Consider the following 19,207-nt stretch of genomic DNA (forward strand, 5'->3'; position numbering starts at 1 on the left):
AGTACGACGATGAGAAGTTCCAGCAAATCCCTGCGCGTGGCCGTCAGCGTTGCCGCGGCCATCCTGTGCGGGTCGGTGCACGCCGTCGACCTGGTAGGCGCGTACCGCGGCGCCGTGACGCACGACCCGACCCTGATGTCCGCGGAGCGGGCCTTGCAGGCCGGCCGCGAGAAGGCCGTCCAGGGTCGCGCGCTGCTGCTGCCGCAGGTCGGGCTGAGCGCCAGCGTGAATCGCGTGGACAACAGCTCCAGCGATTCGACGTCACCGGTCAGCCAGCTGATCTCGCCCCAGGACCGCGGCAGCGTGCGCACCACGTCGCTGCAGGTGGTCCAGCCGCTGTACGACCCCAAGGCCTCGGCCGAGAAGCGCCAGCTGACGGAGCAGTCCGCCGTGGCCGAAGTCCACCACAAGGCGGCCAGCCAGGACCTGGTGCAGCGTGTCGCGGAGAGCTATTTCCACCTGCTGCTCGCCAGGGACAGCCTGCGCGTGGTGCAGGCCGAGAAGGCCGCCGTCGGCACGCAGCGCGACCGCGCCAAGGCGCGTTTCGAGGTGGGCCGCGGCCGCATCACGGAGGTGCAGGAGTCGCAGGCCCGCTACGACGCCGTGCTCGCGCGCGAGATCTCCGCGGCCAGCACCCTGGCGCAGCGCGAAGCGCAGTTCAAGGAGCTGACCGGATTGCCTCCCCAGCAGCTGTCGGGGCTGAAGGCGGGCTTCGTGCCCGTGCCGCCGCAACCCGACAGCCTCGAAGCCTGGCAGCAGCGCGGCGCCGACCAGAACACGCGCGTCGCCACGCGGCGTCACGAGATTGCGATTTCCTCCGCCGAGGCCGACAAGTACCGCCTGAGTGCCCGGCCCTCCGTCGACCTCGTGGGAAGCCACAGCTGGAACCGCGGAGGCAGCCTCACGCCGACGGCCGCGCCCGACAAGAGCCGCAGCACCGCGATCGGCGTCCAGTTGACCGTGCCGCTCTACACGGGCGGGGCCATCAACTCGCGCCTGCGCGAATCGCTGGCCAAGCGCGAGCAGAGCGAGTTCGACCTCGCGGCAGCGCAGCGCGACATGCGGCTGCAGGTGCAGGACGCCTTCCTCGCCACCAAGTCCGGTGCGGCCCGGGTGCTGTCGCTGGAGCAGTCGGTGGTTTCGGCACGCACGGCCCTCGAGGCCACTGCGTTGGGCCGCGATGTGGGCACGCGCACCGAGCTGGACGTGCTGGAGGCGCAGCAGCGGCTGTTCGCGTCGCAGCTGGAGCTTGCGCAGGGGCGCACGGACTACCTGCTGGGCCGCGTGCGGCTCGCGGCCGCCGCCGGCGAGCTGCGCGAAAACGACCTTGCCGAATTGAATGCCTACCTGGAGCCCTGAATGGAGTTCGACGTCTTCTCGAAGCCGGAGCAGCACACCGTCATGCGCGTGCTGCGGACCGCGCTTCGCATTTCCGGGCGGCTGGAGCGGAGGGAATGCGAGTTCCTGGCTGCCTACGCGATGATCACCTGCGCTCCCATCGGGCCCGACGAGCTTCTGCCGCTGTCGGCAGAGGAGGTGCAAGGCGTTGTGATCGAAGGCGAACGCCGGCGCCGCCGGCTCGTGCAACTGGCCGCGATCGCCGTCCTGTTCAACCGGCCGGTGCGGCCGGCCTCTTTCTCGTTCCTGCGTTCACTGGCGGCGCACCTGGAGGTCCACGACGGCGTCATCGACGTCATCCATGACCTGCTTCGCGGCCGGCTCTGGCGGATGCGGCTGCGCGTCATGCGGCGCGGCGCCGGCAGCCTGCTCGTCGATGCGCATGCGCGCGAGGGCGTCGTCGGCGTGCTGCGCTTCATCGCGGGCCTCTGGCTCGGCGTGGCGGTCAACCGCGACCGCCTGCCGCACTACAAGTGCCTGGGCCTCCTGCCGGAAGGCACGCTCGGGCGGGAGTATTGGAAGCACATGACGACGGTCGGCTTCGGCTTCCCGGGTGAACGCCGCGGCATCGCCGAGTCGATGGCGTACCACGACGTTGCGCACGTGCTTACCGGCCACGACACGACGCCCCTGGGCGAGATCCAGCAAGGCTGCTTCCAGGGCGGAAACCGCCGGCGCGACGGCTTCGCCTTCATCCAGTTCGCGATCCTGCACTTCCACCACGGCATCCAGATCACCCCGGCGGCGCCGCCCACCGTCGGCCAGTTCGACGCCGTCAAGGTGCTCTGGGCCATCTACCGCGGAGCGCGGTGCCCCGTGGACATGACGGACCAGTGGGATTACTGGCCTCTGATGGCGCTCCCATTGCAGGAGGCGCGAGCACGGTGCGGGCTGCTGCCGCCTCGCATCCACTGGACGGGGGCTGCGACCAGCCAGCCGGTGCCGGCCACGCAAGCGGCCACGGCGTCGGCGAGTTCAACTTCCGATGATCTCAAGGTGGCGGGCGCCGAATTTCGATGACTTGCCCTTCATGCCGGAAGAGCGGCGGCCGATCATGCGGCGACCCGGGACAGGCCCGGGGATGTTGCTGGACCTGCATGAAAACGAACACGAGCATCGACGTGCCGACGAGGCGCGTCCCCCGAACCCTGGCCGCACTGTTCACCGCGGCGGCCCTGGCCGCTTGCGGCGGAGGCGGGGCCGGCACCGACGGCGCAGCCCCGCCCGGCTCACCCGGCACGGGCACCGTCCACGCCGCGCCTTCGCCGCTCCCGGGCGACCTTCCCGGCAGCGGCACGACGGCGCCGCCCTCCGGGCCGGCCGGACCGGCGAGCAGCGCGGCGTATGCGCCAATCGCGGTGACATGCGCGCACGTGGGCAGCGGGAGGGAGATCAACGTCAACCCCGCCGCACCCGTGGTGTCGTCCGGTTCGGTGCAGAACCACCACTCGCTGTCCGAGGTGAACTGGAATGCGCTGGGTCCGGGAGACACCGTCCGCATCCACTGGAAGGCGACGCCCTACCGCGAGAAGATCCTGATCAGCTCCTCGGGCACGCAGGACCAGCCGATCCGCGTGTGCGGCGTTCCGTCGGCCGCCGGCGAACTGCCTTTCATCAGCGGCGCCGGTGCCACGACACGTGGCGACCTCGACTTCGGCAACACGCCCGCGGTGCCCTACAGCCTGCAGCAGCGCGGCATCGTCGTGGTCTACCGTCGTCACTGGGGGCAGCATGCGGCCCACGTGCGGATCGAGGGCCTGAAGATCGGCCAGACGCTGGTGGGCCTGGGCCGCGAGAGCGAGGTGGCCGCGTTCGTGGCCACCGACGGCCAGCCCTACACCTACGACAGCGCGGCGGCCTGCATCTGGGTGCAGAAGGCCAGGGACGTGCAGATCCGCGGCAACATCATCACCGGCTGCGGCAACGGCGTCTTCACGCTCAGCCGCGCCGACGAGGGACTCGGCACGGTCGTGCGCGACCTCCTGCTGGAGGGCAACTACATCCACGGCAACGCGCTGTCCGACTCGGACCAGAAGCACCAGGCCTACCTGCAGGGGATCAACTTCACGGTCCAGTACAACTACTTCGGGCCCCCCCGGCAGCCTGTCGCGGGCAGCGGCGGCAACAACCTCAAGATGCGGACGGCGGGCGAGGTCGTCCGCTACAACTATTTCGAGAACGGCGCGCGGCCGATCGACCTGGTGGAGGTCGAGGACTTCATCGAGCTGGTCGCGCCGTGGCGGTACGCCCGCTGGCGCTCGCAATCGGCGAATGCCGACTTCGTCAATGCCGAGACCGACGCCTACGTCGCTGCCGCATGGGCGGCGTACCAGCGCAGCTATGTGTACGGCAACATCGTCAACGTCTGGGGCTCGCCTTCGCCGGGGAATGTCGTGCACTACTCGTTCGACAACAGCCAGCACGACCGGCGGCCCGGCACGCTCTTCTTCCACAGCAACACGGTGCGCATCAGCGCCGACGCCGTCGGGGGGAACCTGCGCAAGAACCTGTTCGACCAGGGGCCGTGGTGGGGCGACGCGGGTTACTACAACATCCCGGTCGGCGCGACCAACGTCGGAAGCGCGCTGCACTACGTGGTGGGCGGGACCGACTACGGTCCAATGCTGCAACACACGCAGGCCCAGTACGCGGCCATCCGGGCGGTCAACAACGCCATCCAGCTCACCAGCGCCACGCCGGGCGCGACGCGGTTCGCTTTCGGATGGACCCGCTACAAGGCGGACCAGGTGCAGCTGGGAGCCAACTGGATCTCGTCCGGCTGGGACGCAGTGGTGCCGGCCGCGGGGAACACCACTTTCCCCGGTTACGGCGCGGCGGATGGGACCTACGCTTATCCCGGCGGCAACCTGGCGCACCACGTCAGCGGCGCGGCCAGCCTCGTGACGTCGGGCGGCATCGCGTTCGATCCGGCGACGTTCGTTCCGCTGGCCGGCTCCCCCTTGCTGGGTGCGGCCGCTGCGCTGCCGCCGGAAGTGCCGGCCGCGCACGCGCCCCTGCAGCAGATCCGGGTGGACGTCGCGAACGCGCCCGGGCGCATGTGGATCGGTCCGCGCCCGACCGCGGCCACGCTGGGCGCCATCGAAGGAGTTGCCGGCAGCGCGACCAGCCCGGGCGCGCTCGCTCCGTTCACCAGCGCGGTGCCGGGCGGCGGCGGCCTCGCGCTCTACGGCTGCTCCGCCGGCCAGGACTCCGGTGACGGCTTCAACGTGTTCCTCTACGTGCGCGCCGGGGCCACCGGCGGAACCGGCTCGCGCGCCGCGCCGCTGGGCAGCCTGCAGGCGGCCTACAGCGCCATCACGGGGTCGCAGAAGGCGACGATCTGCGTCGAGGAGGGCACGTTCACCGAGAGCGTGGGCAACGCAGCGGCGGATTCGATCGGCCGCCACTACCGTTTCGTCGGCGGCTTTCTCGCCGGAACCGACTTCAGCCAGCGCTCGGTCAGCCCGGGCCGGGCCACGGTCATCCAGCCGCCGGCGGGGCAATCGGCGCTCCACCTGGGCAACCACGGGCACATCACCGTGGACGGTTTCGAACTCACCGGTGGGCTGCGCGGCCTGTACGTGGCCGGGTACGCTGCCGGCCGGACGCTGGCGGTGCGCAACAACACCGTGCACCACAACGGGATCGTGGTCCACGCACCCGCCGACGTGCCGGCCGGCGCCACGCCGGACACGATCGGCGGGCTGGTGGTCGGCGGCAGCACCGTGGTGGTCGAGTACAACGACGTGTACGCCAACGACGGCGCGCGCAATGGGGCGGGCATCCACGTGCGGGCTCCCTCGGGATCGGAGCAGAACGTTCTCTCGGGCGGCACGCTGACGCCCGGTCCGTCCATGGCGTACGTGCGCTACAACCGAATCCACGGCAACACGCTGCGGTATGACACGCCGCATGGCGCCGGGCTCACCATCAGCAGCAACGCTGTCGTCGAACGCAACATCGTGTGGGGCAACCAGGCCCTGCGCTGGTCGGGCCCGCAGGGGGGTGACGGCGTCGGGGGCGGCATGATCGCGCAGCTGCCGCACGCCACCGTCGACGTGCGCAACAACTGGTTCGAGGGCAACCGCGCCCTCAAGGCCGGGGCCGGTATCTTCCTGGACGAAGCGACGGTGGGAACGGTCGTCGACAACGTGGTGCTCCGCAACGAAGGCGCGGGCGCCATCTTCATCGACGGGCGCGCCGCCGGCGACGCCCCGGGCGACAGGGGCTACGGGACCATCGCCCACAACACCGTGCTCCTGAACACCGGCGCCGCGCTGGGTGTGCAGGACAGCCAGGTGCACGCCTTCAACAACGTGTTCTGGCGCAATGGGAGCGGCAGCGACTTCCTGTTCATGGAAGGTGGCTTGCAGCCGTCGATCGTGCTGGCGGACCGCAACGTGATGCGCCCGGCCTGGCCGGCATCCCCGCACGTGAGCGTGAGCGGCGTCACCACGCTCGAGTTGGTCGAGAGCCCGTTCGCCGCCACCAGCTTCGCGCCGGCGGGCTCCGTCAGCCTCGGCGTGGCCGACCTCCGGCCCGCGGCGGGCGCAGGAATACCCTCGGATCTGGCGAGCACCCTCGTGCCGGCTTTCAGCTGGAGCGGCGCTCTCACGCAGTCCCCGCCGCTCGACGCGGATGGTGCCGGCCGACCCGCCCTCGTGCGCGCCGGAGCATTCCAGTGAGCGGCCGCCGGGCACGCCGCTGCCGTCCCGCTCCCCGCTGACGCCGTGCAGTTGTTGTCCGCTGCATTGCCGCCCTGTTCGCGGCTGGTCGGCGCCGCCCTGGGCAGCTGCGAGGGCTCCGCGCTCGACCATCTGCTGGTGCTGCGCCCGCGCCTGGCGGCGCAGTGCGCGGCCTCGGGGATCCGCATCGCCCTGCTCGTGCGAAGCGGGTGGATCGTGGCCTGGCTGGAAGGGGAAGCCCGGGCGGTGGAGGAGTCCTGGGGCCGCTTCGTCGCAGTGAAGGGGTTCCGCGGACAGCACCTGCTCCATCGCAGCGAAGGGCCGGGCACGCTGCGCCACCCGGTGCAGGTGGCGGCGCTGAGCACGCCGGAGCCGCCCGGTGACGCCGCGCGGCAGCTGCTGGCGGTGCAGCGTCACTGTGATCCGGCCCGGGTGTGGGTGGAGCTGTGTGCTCCTGTGCGGGCCGGCGTCGACATCGCGCACGGCCCCCTCGACGTCGTGCTCGCCGGCTCCGGGAAGAACGAGGCCGTCGACCTGCTGCGAGAGTACGCGCACCACCACGAGTGCGCGGTGGAATACCAGCGCTTCGCCGGCGCCGACGAACGCGGTGCGGATTGCGGTGCCGCCTATGCCGACCTGTGGTTGCGAGCGGCTCGTGTGCGGCTGCACGCGCATTCGCAGCGGTCGCTGCGCCAGGACCTCGCGCGACTGGCCTTGCGACAGCCTCGCGCCTGGGTGCTGTCGCTGGGCGGCTCGCCCGCCGCGAGCTGCCGTCTGGCCGAAGGTCTCGTTCCGCTGCTCGAGTCTGCGCGGCCACCGGCGAAAGTGCATCTGTTGCCCGCGGACGCGGACATGATGCTGCACGTCACGCATGTCCTGCGTGCCGTGCCCGGTATCGTGGTCCGTCAGGGCGCGCCGGACGGCCCTCCGATCCAGACGCTGGACGACATCGCGGACGCCTGCGGCGACGAGGCCACGCCCGGGCTGGCGCAATGCTTGGCCTGACGCCGGGCAACGCGGCCGTTGCATGCTGGTCATTTCGAGGTCCCCGCTGCATCATTGGCAGCCAGGGGGTGCCGGATGCCCGCGAATCCCGTGGTCCTCGCCAAGCTCTCACGGCCGCGACTGCACGACGAGCTGGCTCGCACGCGGCTGCATGCCGTACTCGACGAGGCCGCGGCGCGGCCGGCCGTCTGGATCGCCGCCCAGCCGGGCGCCGGCAAGACGGCGCTGGCGGCGGGATGGCTGGCGAGCCGCAAGCGCGGCGGCATCTGGTACCAGGTCGACCCCGGCGATGACGACCCCGCGTCCTTCATCTACCACTTGCACACGGCCGCGCTCGCCGCGCGCAAGGATGCGGAGCCACTGCCGCTGCTGAGGCCGGAATACCTCGCTGACCTGCCCGGCTTTGCGCGCCGTTTCTTCCGGGAGCTGTTCAGCCGCCTGGGACCGCAGGGCACCCTCGTGCTGGACAACTTCCAGGAGGTGCCCGATGGCTCCTTGCTGCACAAGCTGATCGTCTGCATGGTCGAGCAGGTTCCGCCGGGCGTGAACGTGCTGGTGATCAGCCGCAGCGAGCCGCCCGCCGGTTACGCGACTCTGATTGCGTCGCAGGCCATCTCGGTGGTCGACCCGGGCGAGCTGCACTTCACGCTCGAGGAGACCGCCGCGCTCGCGCAGCGGCGGGGGATCTCCGATCCGCGTCTGGTGCAGGAGCTGCATGCCCGCTCGAACGGCTGGGCCGCGGGGCTGACGCTGCTGCTGGCCCGCAGCGCGCGGAACGGGGCGGTTCCGGACCGCGGCGACACGGAGTCGCTGCAGCACGTGTTCGGCTATTTCGCGCAGCGGGTGTTCGACGAACTGCCCGCGCTGCAGCAGCAGAACCTGATGCGGTTGTCCTTCCTGCCGCAGATGACAGCGGCCCTGGCCCATGGCCTGACCGGGAGCGAAGACGCGGTCCGGTTGCTGGAGCAGCTGTACCGGCGCCACATGTTCACCGACCAGCGCCGCCGCAAGGGCGAACGCGCGGAGGCCGTGTACCAGTTCAACGAGCTGTTCAGGACCTTCCTGCAGCATCGCGCGGAACAGGCGTGGGCCGATGACGAGCGCCGGTCGCTCTCGGGCCGCGCCGGGCGGCTGCTGGAGGAGGCAGGGTGGGGCGAGGACGCGCTCCCCCTGCTCGCGCGCGGCGGCGATTGGGGCTGCTATGCGCGCGTGGTGTGTGCCCGCGCGGAGCCGGCGATCGGGCAGGGGCGCCGCCAGACTGTCAAGGAATGGCTGGAGGCGATGCCGGCCGGTGAGCTGGAACGCAGCCCCTGGCTCGGGTACTGGCAGGGGCGTTCGCTCCTGCAATCGGCGCCGGCACGTTCAGTGGAGGTGCTCGAGGAGGCGTGCGAGCGTTTCCAGCAGGCGGGCGACGTCGCCGGCCAGCTGGCTTGCGGGGCAGCGGTGGTGAACGCGCTCTGGTTCACGCGCCTTGGCTGGTCGGAAGTGGCGCCCTGGGTCGAGCGGCTCGAACCGCTTCTGCATCGGCACGTCGCGTTTCCATCTGCCGCGATCGAGCTGACGAGCTACGCAGCCCTGCACGCCGCGCTGTCCTTCTGCCGGCTGGACCACCCCGCCATCCCCGGACTCGCCCGCCGGCTGCTCGCGCTCGTCGGCGACGACACCCTGGACTGGACCCAGCGCCTCACCACGGCGACGCACCTGATCACCTTCCTGCACAACTCGGGCGAGGACGACCTGGTCCGGCAGCTGATGGGCAAGGTCGATCCCGTCGTCGAGAGCCGGCCGGCCAGCGCATTGAGCCGGTCGTTCTGGTACACGTTCCGGGCGATCCACGACATGCGCAACGCGCGCTACGAGGAGTCGTCCGAACGCTTCCAGCGCGCCGAGGACCTGGCGCGGGAGGAGGGACTGCTGCAGGCGGAGTACGCCGCGCTCCAGTTCCGCACGTACCTGGACATCGTCTTCCGGCGCTTCGCCGACGCGCAGGCCCGCCTGGCGCGGATGGAGCTGCACCCGGCCCGCAGCAGCCCGGACGCGGAGATGAACTACTGGCTGGCGCAGACGCTTCTGGCGCAGGCCAGGCGCGACGTCACCACCGCCTACGGCCACGCGCAGCGAACGCTGCAGGCCATCGAGCGGGTCGGAGCCGCCTATTTCCGCGCCACCTTCCGCCCGCTGCTGGCGAGCGCGTTCGCCGACGGGGGGGACTTCGTCGCGGCGCGGGAGCTGCTCGCCTCCTCGCGCAACATGGTGCGTGGCACCTATCTCGAGGTGATGGAGACGCAGCTGCTGCTGGAAGAGGCCCACATCGAGAACGCCTGCGGCGACACGCGTGCGGCGCTGGCGCTGGTCGCCAGGGCATTGGCGCTGGCCCAGACCGGCAGCGGGCTGAACGCGTATGCGCAGCGCGTGCTCTCGCGCAACCGTTCGCTGCTGGAACTCGCGCTCGCTGCCGGTATCGAGACCGACTACGTGCGCCGCGAGATCCGCATGTGGCGGCTGTCCCCGCCGACGGAGGAGATCCCCGGCTGGCCCTGGCCGATCCGGGTCCGCACGCTTGGGAGCTTCGAGGTGCTCGTCAACGATGCGCCGGTCGAGTTCGGGCGCAAGGTTCCGAAGCGTCCGCTCGCCGTGCTCAAGGCAGTCGTCGCGCGCGGCGGCAGCTGCCCTGAGTCGGTGCTGATCGATGCGTTCTGGCGAGACGAGGCCGGCGATCAGGCCGCCAAATCGCTGGGGGTCGCGGTGCACCGGCTTCGCCCCCTGCTGGGCGACTCCGAAGTGGTCGTGCAGCAGGGCGGCCATGTCTCGCTGGACCGCTCGCGCGTGTGGGTGGACGCCTGGACCTTCGAGCGCTCGCTCGAGCGGGCACGCGAGCGGCGCGACCTGGAGGCGACGGCCGCGGCGCTCGCGTTGTACCGGGGCGCCTTCCTCGCGGAGGAGGAGGGCGAGAGCTGGCCGCTCGCGATGCGTGAGCGGCTGCGCAGCAAGTTCATCCAGGCGGTGGACTGGGCCGGGGCGCACCTGGAAACCCAAGGACGCACGCTTGAGGCCATCGACTGCTACTGGCGCGGCCTCGAAGCCGATAACGTGGTCGAACCGTTCTACCAGGGGCTGATGCGCTGCTACCACCGCCTGGACCGCATGCCCGAAGCGGTGAGCGCGTATCGCAAGCTCAAGCAGATCCTCTCCGTGACCCTGAGCCTGCAGCCCTCCACGGCCACCGAGAAGCTTTACCTCTCGCTGCGACTGGACCTGGCGGAACGCGCCGGGTGAGGCGCAGGCGCCGCGGCCGCTCGCGAATCGGTAGTGAAACCGTAGCAGGGCGCAACCTACCCTGCGGGCTCCGTTTTCAAGGAGCCCACCGTGAGTTCGAACCCTCGTTACCCGAAATTCCCTGGCGTGCGCCGATGGCGTGCATCACTGGGGCTGGCGCTTCCGCTGGCCGCGCTGCTGGCCGGATGCGCCGCACAGCCGACGACGACGGCGACGGCGGCGCCGCGATCGTGTCCCGAGATCGCCGCCGAGATCGCCAACACCCAGGGCGAGCTGGCCGCCGCGCGCAACAAGGAGCAGCACGCGTGGAGAGCGGTGATCCCGTTTGCCGTCGTGGGGCGGTATGTCAGCGGCAAGGCGGCCGCCGGTCAGGCGCAGCAGCGCATGGAGGTGCTGAACGAGCAGTACGCGAAGGAGGGCTGCGAGCGTCGGGCGGCGTGACGGTCGACGCTCGGCAGCATGTATTGGCATCCACAGTGTCATAATTCCGTGAAATGGCACGATGGATGCCAATTTAAAGGAGCGGCGGTCATGGATACGTTGTGGTTTGGAGTCGGGGCTGCGGTCGCAGCCGTGGTGCTGGTCCGTTTCGGCGTGCCCGCCTTGCTGAAGGCGCTGGGTCTTCACCCCGACTACCGGGGCCCTCGTTACCGGTTGCCTGGCGGGCGGGCGCTGATCGTGACGACCAGCCATGCCACCCTCGACCGCCCCGGCGCCCCGGGGGCGGGGCGCAAGACCGGCGTGTTCGCATCGGAGTTCACCGCCCCTTACTACGCATTCGTCGATGCGGGCATGGACGTGGACGTGGCCAGCATCAAGGGAGGCGAGATCCCCGTCGAGCCTTTCTCGCTCAGCTGGCTGCTCGCCTCGCGGGCCGACCGCCGGTTCCTGCGGGATGTGCGGCTGCAGGCTTTGACACGCCACTCCCTTCCCGTCTCCGGCCTGGATTTCACCCGCTACGACATCGTGTTCCTGGCGGGAGGATGGGGCGCCGCGTACGACCTCGCAGGCTGCGAACCGCTCGCGCGCGGCATCACCGCGGCCTGGCGCGCCGGCAAGGTGGTCGGCGGCGTGTGCCACGGTCCGCTCGGGCTGCTCAAGGCGCTGGACACGAATGGCGCGCCGCTCGTGCGCGGCAAGCGGCTCACCGCCGTCACCAACCGCCAGGTGGAACAGCTGGGCATCCGGTTCACGCCCCAACATCCCGAGCGCGAGCTGCGGGCGGCCGGCGCGATCTTCGAGAGTGCGACCGCGCGGCGGGAGGTCTTCGCGCAGCACGTGGTCGCCGACGGGCGGCTCGTGACAGGACAGAACCAGAACGCGGGGGACGTGACCGCGCAACGAATGCTGGAGATCGCGGGCGGCCAGCGGGTGACGGAGGCGGTGGTCGCGCCCGTACAGTAACGGGATGCCCGCCAAATCGCAGGCGAAGCCGCCGCCGGTCCCGGAGGACCGCCGTCGGCGCCGCAGCATCACCACCCGCAGGAAGATCGCCGACGCCCTGCTGTCCCTCGTCAGCGAAGGCATCGTGCGCCCGACCGCGGAACAGGTGGCGACCCGGGCGCAGGTGGGGCTGCGCACCGTGTTCCGGCACTTCGAGGACATGGAGACGCTCTACCGCGAGGTGATCCGCGGCGTGGACACGGTGGTGCTGCCGGTGGTCGAAGGCCGCCGCGCGAGCGCCGACTGGAAAGAGGAGCTGCGCAGCACCTGCGGAACGCTTGCGCACCACTACGAGCGGCTTGCCGCCAGCTACCTGGTCAGCCAGGTCCACCGCCACCATTCCGCTTACCTGGACGCGCAGCTGCGCCGCTATTCGCAGCTGCAGGGCGAGGCGCTGCGCCGGCAACTGCCGCCAGTCGTGCTGGCGGACCAGGCGTGTGTGGATGCGCTCAGCTTGCTGCTGAGCATGGATGCGTGGGTGCACCTGCGCCGCGAGCAAGGCTTGACATTCGACGCGGCCCTGCAGGCCATCGAACGTGCCACGGCGGGCCTCGCCGCGGCGTTCGCGGGCGACGGGCGGGGCTTGCGCAGGAGGTGAGGCGCGCGGGCGCCGCGCTCGCACTCATCCCGCCGGCACCAGCTGGACGCGAGGGACGCAGAAGCTGTGCCCGACCAGTGCGCGGGCGAAGAAGTAGTCGTTGCGCGCCGGCTCCGTCATCGCGTCCAGGTCGACGCGGCCGTGGTCGTCGCACAGGAAGGCGAACCGCTCGCCGTCATGACGGAGCCGTTCGAAACAGAGGAAGCGGCGCAATGCGGGCGCCGGGCCGTTGGCGGACTGCATGTGGAACTCCTTGGGAACGCACGGCCATCTTGGAAGGCCCGCCTTGCCGGCGCGTGTCACTCGCCCGGGAGCGCCATGTCACTTGTCGGCCGCGTCTTGCAGCTGAAACCTAACGCTGCACCTCGACCGGCGCGTCGAAGACGTAGCCGATGCCGCGCTCCGTTCGGATATAGCGCGGGCTGGAGGGATCGGGTTCGATCTTGCGGCGCAGCCGCAGGATCTGCACGTCGATCGACCGGTCGTACACCTCGGCGTTGTGCAGCCTCGAAAGGTCCAGCAGCTGGTCGCGCGTGAGGACCCGCTGCGGCGAACTCAGGAAGGCCGTCAGCAGGCTGAATTCGCCGTTGGTGAGCTCGACCCTGTCGCCCGCGGCCGACTTCAGCCGCCGCAACCCGACGCTGAGCTCCCAACCGCCGAACCGGTAGGAGCGCACCCGCGCGACCTCGCGGGCGACGCTGGTCTGCGCCGAAGCCCGCCGAAGCAGCGCGCGGATGCGCGCCAGCAGTTCGCGCGAACTGAACGGCTTGGTGAGGTAGTCGTCCGCGCCGAGCTCCAGGCCCATGACGCGGTCGGCCTCTTCCGTGCGGCCGGTGAGCATCAGGATGGGGATCATGGACGACTCGCGCAGGCGCTGGGCGATCTTCAGGCCGTCCTCACCCGGCAGCTTCAGGTCCAGGATCAGGCAGTCCGGTGTGTCCGCGCGCAGCAACTCGTTGAGCGCACTGCCGCAAGCCACGGCGCTCACCCGAAAGTCGTGGTCCGACAGGTAAGTGGTGATCAGCTCTCGGACGCCGGCGTCGTCGTCCAGCACGACGACGTGCGGCAACAGGGTGGGGGCTGCATCCACGGTCGACACGGCTTCAGGCGGGGAGGTCATCGTAGCCCGCAGCCTCCTTCTTGCACAGCACTGCATTGCAGATGTAATGTGGACGGCCGTTGCCGGAATGCGCGTGCAACGCGCCGGAGCGCCAATGGGTGCAACCTTCCGAAGCCGGAGACCACCGATGCCATGCAAGGGCTCCCCCGCGCTGCCGACCGCCATGGCCCGCGCCCGCGGAGGCGAACGGTGAACCTGGCCGCGGGTCGCCGTGCCGTGCTGTGGGGCGGCGGCCTGCTCATCGGCTCGTCGCTGCTGGCGGCAGCCCATCAGATCCGCAGCGCGTACGAACTCTCGGCCGAGCACGCCTCGCGGTCGCTCGACACCCACGCGCGCATCGTGGCGGAGCAGTCCGCGCGCACCTTCCAGGCCGTGGACATCGTGCTGCGCAACCTCATGCAGCAGCATCGCGAGGGCCGACTGCAGCGGCTCGATGACGAGTCGCTCCACCGCCGGCTTCGCGAGCAGGCGCTCGGCCTGGTGCAGATCGACGGCCTGCTGGTGGCGCGCGCCGACGGCGCGATGCGGGCCGTCTCGATGGGATATCCGCTGGCGCCAGACGCGCCCAATCTCGCCGAGTACGGGCTGTTCAGGCAGATCCGGACCGAGTCGCCGGGGCGCCTGCTGGTCGGGAATGCGGGGCCGAGCCCGGTCGACGGCGTGTGGGTGTTCCTGATCGCCCGCCGCCTCGAGAACGGGGAAGGAGCGTTCGACGGCGTGGCCGCCGCCCGCGGGCGCGTCGACTACTTCCAGAGCTTCTATCGCGACATCCGGCTGGAGCCCGGCACGCAAGTGAGCCTGGTTCACCGCAACGGACGCGTCCTGGCGCAGCACCCCGATGCGGCAGCGGTCGGGCGGCCCAGCGAGCTGTACCTGCGCCTGGGACAACCGCACTGGCAGTCGGGCGCGCCGGGCCGCGTGCGGGACGAGCAAGCGGACGCCGATCGGTTCGTGGCCGTGCATCCCGTTCCGGACTATCCCGTCTCCGTCATGCTGACGCGCGACGCCGGCCTCGCGCTGGCGGGCTGGCGCGACCAGGCCATTGCCACCGGTTGGCGGACTGCCGCCTTGGCCGGAGTGGCGCTGCTGCTGCTGGTGCTGCTGCTGCGGCAACTGCGCCGCCTGGAAGCCGACATGGCGGAGCGCAGCCGGCTGGAGGCGCAGCTGCGGCAGGCCCAGAAGCTCGAAGCCATCGGCACGATGGCCGGCGGCATCGCGCACGACTTCAACAACATCCTGTCGGCCATCATCGGTTTCGGCGAAATGGCGCAGGGCGAGGCGCGTCCGGGCACCGCCATTCGCCGGCACATCGATGCGGTGATGAACGCGGGGTTTCGTGCCAAGTCGCTGGTGGTGCGCATCCTCGCGTTCAGCCGCAGTGGACTGACCGAGCGCGCGCCAGTGCACGTCGGTTCGGTCCTGGCGGAGGCGATCGAGCTCGTGCGCGGCTCGCTGCCGCATGGGGTCCGGCTGGAAGACCGCCTGGACACCTGCGACGCCGCCGTTCTCGGTGACTCGACCCAGATCCACCAGGTCGTGATGAACCTGTGCTCCAACGCCGTGCAGTCGATGTCCGCCGGCGTCGTCAAGGTCGAAGCCGATACGCTGGAGCTGCCGTCCGGCCTGGTCGTGGCCACCAGCACGTTGCGGGCGGGACCCTACGTCCGCATCCGGGTGGAGGACACGGGCAGCGGCATGGCGCCCGAGGTGCTCGAGCGCATCTTCGACCCGTTCTTCACCACCAAGGAGGTGGGCGTTGGAACCGGGCTCGGCCTGTCGCTGGTGCACGGCATCGTCACGGACCTGGGCGGTGGCGTCGCGGTGGAGAGCATGGTCGGGGCCGGAACGGCATTCACGGTGTTCCTGCCGCGGCTGCCAAGCGACATCGCAGTCCCGGCCGAAGAGTCCGCGCCGCTTCCGCAAGGCAGCGGCCAAGCCGTGATGCTGGTGGATGACGAAGAGCCGCTGGTCCGGCTGGGAGAGGAGATGCTGGCCCGGCTCGGGTACGAGCCGGTCGGCTACACCTCCGCGCTTCGCGCGCTGGAAGCCTTCCGCGCAGAACCGGACCGGTTCGACGCGCTGCTCACCGACGAATCGATGCCCGGGCTGACGGGCTGCGAGCTCGCGCGCGAGGTCCGAACGTTGCGCCCCGATCTGCCCGTCCTCGTGGTGAGCGGCGACCTGGATCCGCAGCAGACGGCGGCAGCGCGCGCCGCCGGTGCGTGCGAGGTGCTGAACAAGCCGCTCCTCGCGCGCGATCTGGCTCAGGCCCTGCAGCAGGCGCTCGCCGCAGTCACGCTCCGGACGGCCTGAGCCGGCGGTAGCCCGCTACGAGCAGCAGGATGAACACGACCTCCGCGCCAGTGGCGCGGAGCGCGCCGGCGCTGCTGCCGTCCAGGACGAGATGCAGCAGTCGCAGCGCGAGGATGCTCCCGATGAGGACGGCCGGTACCGCCAGCACGCGCGACTGCCCGGCCCGCAATCCGGCGAACGTGAAGGCCCCCGCGGTGAGGAACAGGCCGCCGAGGTCGGCGCGCAAGGTGCCCAGCCCGGCCAGCGCGGTGGCGGTGACGGAGAAGTCGAGTGCGGCGCGCGTGGGCGCGAAGGCGAAGCCCAGGCCGGTGGCGATCAGGGCCGCCGCGACCAGCAGCAGAAGGATGCGGAGAATGAGGTTCACCAGCGCCTCCCGGTTTCGACCCACGCCGTGCCGGCGGGCAGAGTGAAGAAGTCTCCGTCGGTGCCGACGTGGATCGGCCCGCTGTAGATCGACGGTGCGTTGCCGAGGAACGCGGTCTCGAGACCGGGCGGCACCATCGGAATGAGATGCGACAGCACCAGGGCCCGCACGCCGGCCGACTTCGCGATGGCAGCCGCCTGCTCCGGCGTGGTGTGGTAGGTGAGCACGTCTTCCATCACCTGGGCCAGCGGCTTTCGGTCGATCTGCACGAATCGTTCGCGGAAGGTGGCCAGCAGCGCAGGACTGAGCGCTTCATGCACCAGCATGTCGGCGCCGCGTGCGGCCTCCTCGACGGAGGGGCAGCTCGCCGTGTCGCCGCTGATGACGGCCACTCGGTCCTTGTATCGGATGCGATAGCCGACCGCCGCATCCACGGGGTCGTGGCAGACCTTGAATGTCGAGATTTCAAGATGCCCGTCGGACAGGATCACGGCCCTGCCCGACTCCGGCGTGGGGAACATGCGAGCCTGTGCGCCGAACCCGGAGGCGGGCACCACCGTCTCGCCGTGATGCGCGATGCGGTAGCCGCGGTCCAGCTGGTAGGCGCGCTCGAAGCCCTGCAGTACATCGGTCAGCCCGGTCGGCCCATGGACCGGCAGCGGCCTGGTCGCGGCCGACTGCGCCCAGCGCTGCAGCAGCAGTTCGCCGACGCCATCGATGTGGTCCGAATGGAAGTGGGTGAGAAACAGCGCTTCCACCTGTCCCGCGCTGAATCCCATGCGCACGATGTTGCGCGCGGCGCCGGAACCCGCGTCGAAGACGAAGATGCGCTGGCCGGCCACGACGACGGTGCATGGCCCGTCGCGCCACGGGTCGGGGAGCGGCGAACCGGCGCCGCACAGGCCGACGTGCAGCCCGTCGGCCAGGCCCTCCAGGCCGCCGCCCGGCGTGACCATCGCGGTGATGCGGTTGGCCATCACGTGGCGCATGACCGTGCCGCGGCCCACGTAGGCCGCCACCAGCAGCAGGAGCAGCACGAGCAAGCCCCAGCCGGCGATCCTCTTTCTGTTCATGGAGAGCTCACCAGAGTTGATGTGAAGGGGACATGCTTGCCCGCAGGCGTGTTCCGGCGATGTCAGCTTGCGGCGCTCCGGTTGCAAATGAAATCCGCGGGCCCGCGCGCCAACATCGGCGTGCAAAGGCAGACCGCGATGCTCACGCCTGTCCAAGGAGTACACGATGCAAGCAGGATCGAAGATCGTGATCGTCGGCGGGGGCGTCGCCGGCCTGGTGCTCGCCACCCAGCTGTGCAGGCGCCGCACGCGCGAGCCCAGGCCGGAGGTCGTGCTGGTCGACCGCAGCTTCGCCCACGTCTGGAAGCCGATGCTTCACACCTTCGCCGCGGGAACGCGCGAGGCGACTCTCCAGCACGTGCCGTTCCTCGCCCACGCGGCGAGATGCGGATTCCGCTACATGCCCGGCGCGCTGGATGCGATCGACCGCGAAAGGCGCGTCGTGCGGCTCGCTCCGCTGACCGGCAGCGGTGAAGATCAGCTGCTGCCCGCGCGCGAGGTGCCCTATGACGCGCTGGTCCTCGCGACCGGCAGCAAGGCCAACGATTTCTGCACGCCCGGAGTCTCCGAGCACTGCGCCTTCATCGACGACCTGTCGCAGGCGGAGGCGTTCAACCGCAGCTTCTACGAACGCATCCTGCAGGCGGCGGCCCAGGGCCGACCGCTCGACTTGGCGGTCGTCGGCGGCGGTGCAACGGGCGTGGAGTTGGCTGCCGAGCTGACGCAGTGGGCCGAGCAGATGCAGGCCTACAACAACACCCCGATGCCGGCGCGCGTGCGCATCACGCTGCTCGAGAGCGGACCGCGTCTGCTGGCCGGGTTCGCCGAGCCCGTATCCGCCGCAGCCCTGGGCCAGCTGCGGGCACTGGGCGTGCAGGTGCGCCTGGGGACGCGCGTGGTGAGCGCGGACCAGCACGGGTTCGAGCTCGCCGGCGGTGGGCGGATCGATGCGCAGCTGCGCCTCTGGGCGGCAGGGGTGCGCGGCGAAGGCGGCGTGGCCGTCGCGGCCCGGCTCGAGATCAACCGGGTTGGCCAGATCGTGGTGGGTCCGACCCTGCAGTCGAGCGTCGACGCCCGCATCTTTGCGCTTGGCGACTGCGCCAGCCTCACGCCCCGGGGCGCCGGCGCCGCCCTGCCGCCTACGGCACAGGTGGCGCGGCAGCAGGCGCTCCATGCCAGCCGCGCGATTCCCCGTCTCCTCGCCGGAGCCTCGGTGCCGGTTTTCCGCTACCGCGATCTCGGCGCGCTCGTGTCGCTGGCAAAGTACAACGCCTACGGCACCTTGGGGCGGCGCGGGCTGCTCAAGGGGCGCCTGCTGGAAGGCGCAGTGGCCCGGGCGGGCCACGCATTGCTCTACCGGCTGCACCAAGTGGAACTGCATGGCCTGGCGCGCGCGGCACTCGTCTGGGCTTCCGATGTCCTCGCCCGGGCCGCGCGACCGAGGATCCGCGTCACGCCGTGAGCGCGCCGGCTCTCGACCTGAAGGACCGCAGGATCATCCAGGCCCTTCTGGAGAACGCACGCGTCAGCTTCTCCCAGATCGGCCGCTGCATCGGGCTGTCGCAACCGGCCGTGAGCGAACGGGTGCGCCGCCTGGAAAGGCTCGGCGTCATCACGGGGTACGGCGCGCGGGTCAACAACGCTGCGCTGGGCCTGGACGTGCAGGTGATCATCCGGGTGCGGACTCAGTTCGGCCATGCCCCGGCCTGCCTCGATCTGTGCGCGCGCCTGCCGCAGGTCCTCGATGTCTACAAGGTGACGGGCGAGGACAGCTTCGTGCTGCGATGCGCCTTCGCCGGGCCGGGTGAGTTGGACCAGGTGGTCACGAAGTTCGCGCTGTACGGCTTGGTCACGACGAGCGTGGTCCTGGCCCACGCCATCTCGCGACCTCCGAGACTCACGCGGGACGCGAGCTGATCGAAGTCCTGCATG

General features: G+C 70.6%; 15 protein-coding genes. 11 read left to right on the forward strand and 4 right to left on the reverse strand.

Annotation, left to right across the window (positions count from 1 at the left end):
• Window positions 1-9 precede the first annotated feature (9 nt).
• The 8 genes from EZ313_RS04585 to EZ313_RS04620 all read left to right on the forward strand — a co-directional run bounded on the left by EZ313_RS04585 (window position 10) and on the right by EZ313_RS04620 (window position 12,405).
• Window positions 10-1,359 carry a TolC family outer membrane protein gene (locus EZ313_RS04585; protein ID WP_135262020.1) on the forward strand — a complete coding sequence of 450 codons (1,350 nt, stop codon included), beginning with the start codon at window positions 10-12 and terminating at the stop codon, window positions 1,357-1,359.
• The gene (locus tag EZ313_RS04590; protein ID WP_135262021.1) at window positions 1,360-2,418 is read left to right on the forward strand and encodes a hypothetical protein; all 1,059 of its coding nucleotides are present in this window, start codon (window positions 1,360-1,362) and stop codon (window positions 2,416-2,418) included.
• Window positions 2,419-2,495: 77 nt separating this feature from the next.
• Entirely contained in the window at window positions 2,496-6,083 is a 3,588-nt protein-coding gene (locus tag EZ313_RS23695) for a right-handed parallel beta-helix repeat-containing protein (protein ID WP_135262022.1), read from the forward strand.
• Window positions 6,084-6,128: 45 nt separating this feature from the next.
• Window positions 6,129-7,088, forward strand: a complete 960-nt coding sequence (locus EZ313_RS04600) for a hypothetical protein (RefSeq protein WP_135262023.1) — start codon at window positions 6,129-6,131, stop codon at window positions 7,086-7,088.
• Between the two features lie 75 nt (window positions 7,089-7,163).
• The gene (locus tag EZ313_RS04605) at window positions 7,164-10,364 is read left to right on the forward strand and encodes an AfsR/SARP family transcriptional regulator (protein ID WP_135262024.1); all 3,201 of its coding nucleotides are present in this window, start codon (window positions 7,164-7,166) and stop codon (window positions 10,362-10,364) included.
• Between the two features lie 90 nt (window positions 10,365-10,454).
• Entirely contained in the window at window positions 10,455-10,805 is a 351-nt protein-coding gene (locus EZ313_RS04610) for a hypothetical protein (RefSeq protein WP_135262025.1), read from the forward strand.
• A gap of 90 nt (window positions 10,806-10,895) precedes the next feature.
• Complete coding sequence (locus tag EZ313_RS04615; RefSeq protein ID WP_135262026.1) at window positions 10,896-11,768, forward strand: type 1 glutamine amidotransferase domain-containing protein; 873 nt, start codon at window positions 10,896-10,898, stop codon at window positions 11,766-11,768.
• A 4-nt stretch (window positions 11,769-11,772) separates the two neighbouring features.
• Entirely contained in the window at window positions 11,773-12,405 is a 633-nt protein-coding gene (locus EZ313_RS04620) for a TetR/AcrR family transcriptional regulator (protein WP_135262027.1), read from the forward strand.
• 24 nt (window positions 12,406-12,429) lie between these two features.
• On the opposite strand, the gene EZ313_RS04625 is transcribed toward EZ313_RS04620, so the two are convergent.
• Both EZ313_RS04625 and EZ313_RS04630 read right to left on the reverse strand, forming a co-directional pair.
• Window positions 12,430-12,648 (reverse strand): hypothetical protein, encoded by a 219-nt coding sequence (locus EZ313_RS04625; RefSeq protein ID WP_135262028.1) that lies wholly within the window; start codon window positions 12,646-12,648, stop codon window positions 12,430-12,432.
• A 109-nt stretch (window positions 12,649-12,757) separates the two neighbouring features.
• Entirely contained in the window at window positions 12,758-13,525 is a 768-nt protein-coding gene (locus EZ313_RS04630; RefSeq protein WP_135262029.1) for a response regulator, read from the reverse strand.
• A gap of 189 nt (window positions 13,526-13,714) precedes the next feature.
• Here EZ313_RS04630 and EZ313_RS04635 point away from each other — a divergent pair, with 189 nt between their 5' ends.
• Entirely contained in the window at window positions 13,715-15,838 is a 2,124-nt protein-coding gene (locus tag EZ313_RS04635; protein WP_167772499.1) for an ATP-binding protein, read from the forward strand.
• Here EZ313_RS04635 and EZ313_RS04640 read toward each other — a convergent pair.
• Both EZ313_RS04640 and EZ313_RS04645 read right to left on the reverse strand, forming a co-directional pair.
• On the reverse strand, window positions 15,819-16,202 hold the full coding sequence (locus EZ313_RS04640; RefSeq protein WP_135262031.1) for a hypothetical protein: 384 nt from the start codon (window positions 16,200-16,202) through the stop codon (window positions 15,819-15,821). The genes EZ313_RS04635 and EZ313_RS04640 overlap by 20 nt on opposite strands.
• Window positions 16,199-17,275, reverse strand: a complete 1,077-nt coding sequence (locus EZ313_RS04645) for an MBL fold metallo-hydrolase (RefSeq protein ID WP_167772500.1) — start codon at window positions 17,273-17,275, stop codon at window positions 16,199-16,201. The genes EZ313_RS04640 and EZ313_RS04645 overlap by 4 nt, the downstream gene beginning before the upstream one ends.
• 166 nt (window positions 17,276-17,441) lie before the next feature.
• Between EZ313_RS04645 and EZ313_RS04650 the strand changes: the two genes are divergently transcribed.
• Window positions 17,442-18,737, forward strand: a complete 1,296-nt coding sequence (locus EZ313_RS04650) for an NAD(P)/FAD-dependent oxidoreductase (protein ID WP_135262032.1) — start codon at window positions 17,442-17,444, stop codon at window positions 18,735-18,737.
• Window positions 18,734-19,192 carry an Lrp/AsnC family transcriptional regulator gene (locus EZ313_RS04655; protein WP_135262033.1) on the forward strand — a complete coding sequence of 153 codons (459 nt, stop codon included), beginning with the start codon at window positions 18,734-18,736 and terminating at the stop codon, window positions 19,190-19,192. Before EZ313_RS04650 ends, EZ313_RS04655 begins: the two co-directional genes overlap by 4 nt.
• Window positions 19,193-19,207 lie beyond the last annotated feature (15 nt).

This window comes from Ramlibacter henchirensis (genome assembly GCF_004682015.1).
GTDB classification, from domain to species: Bacteria; Pseudomonadota; Gammaproteobacteria; order Burkholderiales; family Burkholderiaceae_C; genus Ramlibacter; species Ramlibacter henchirensis.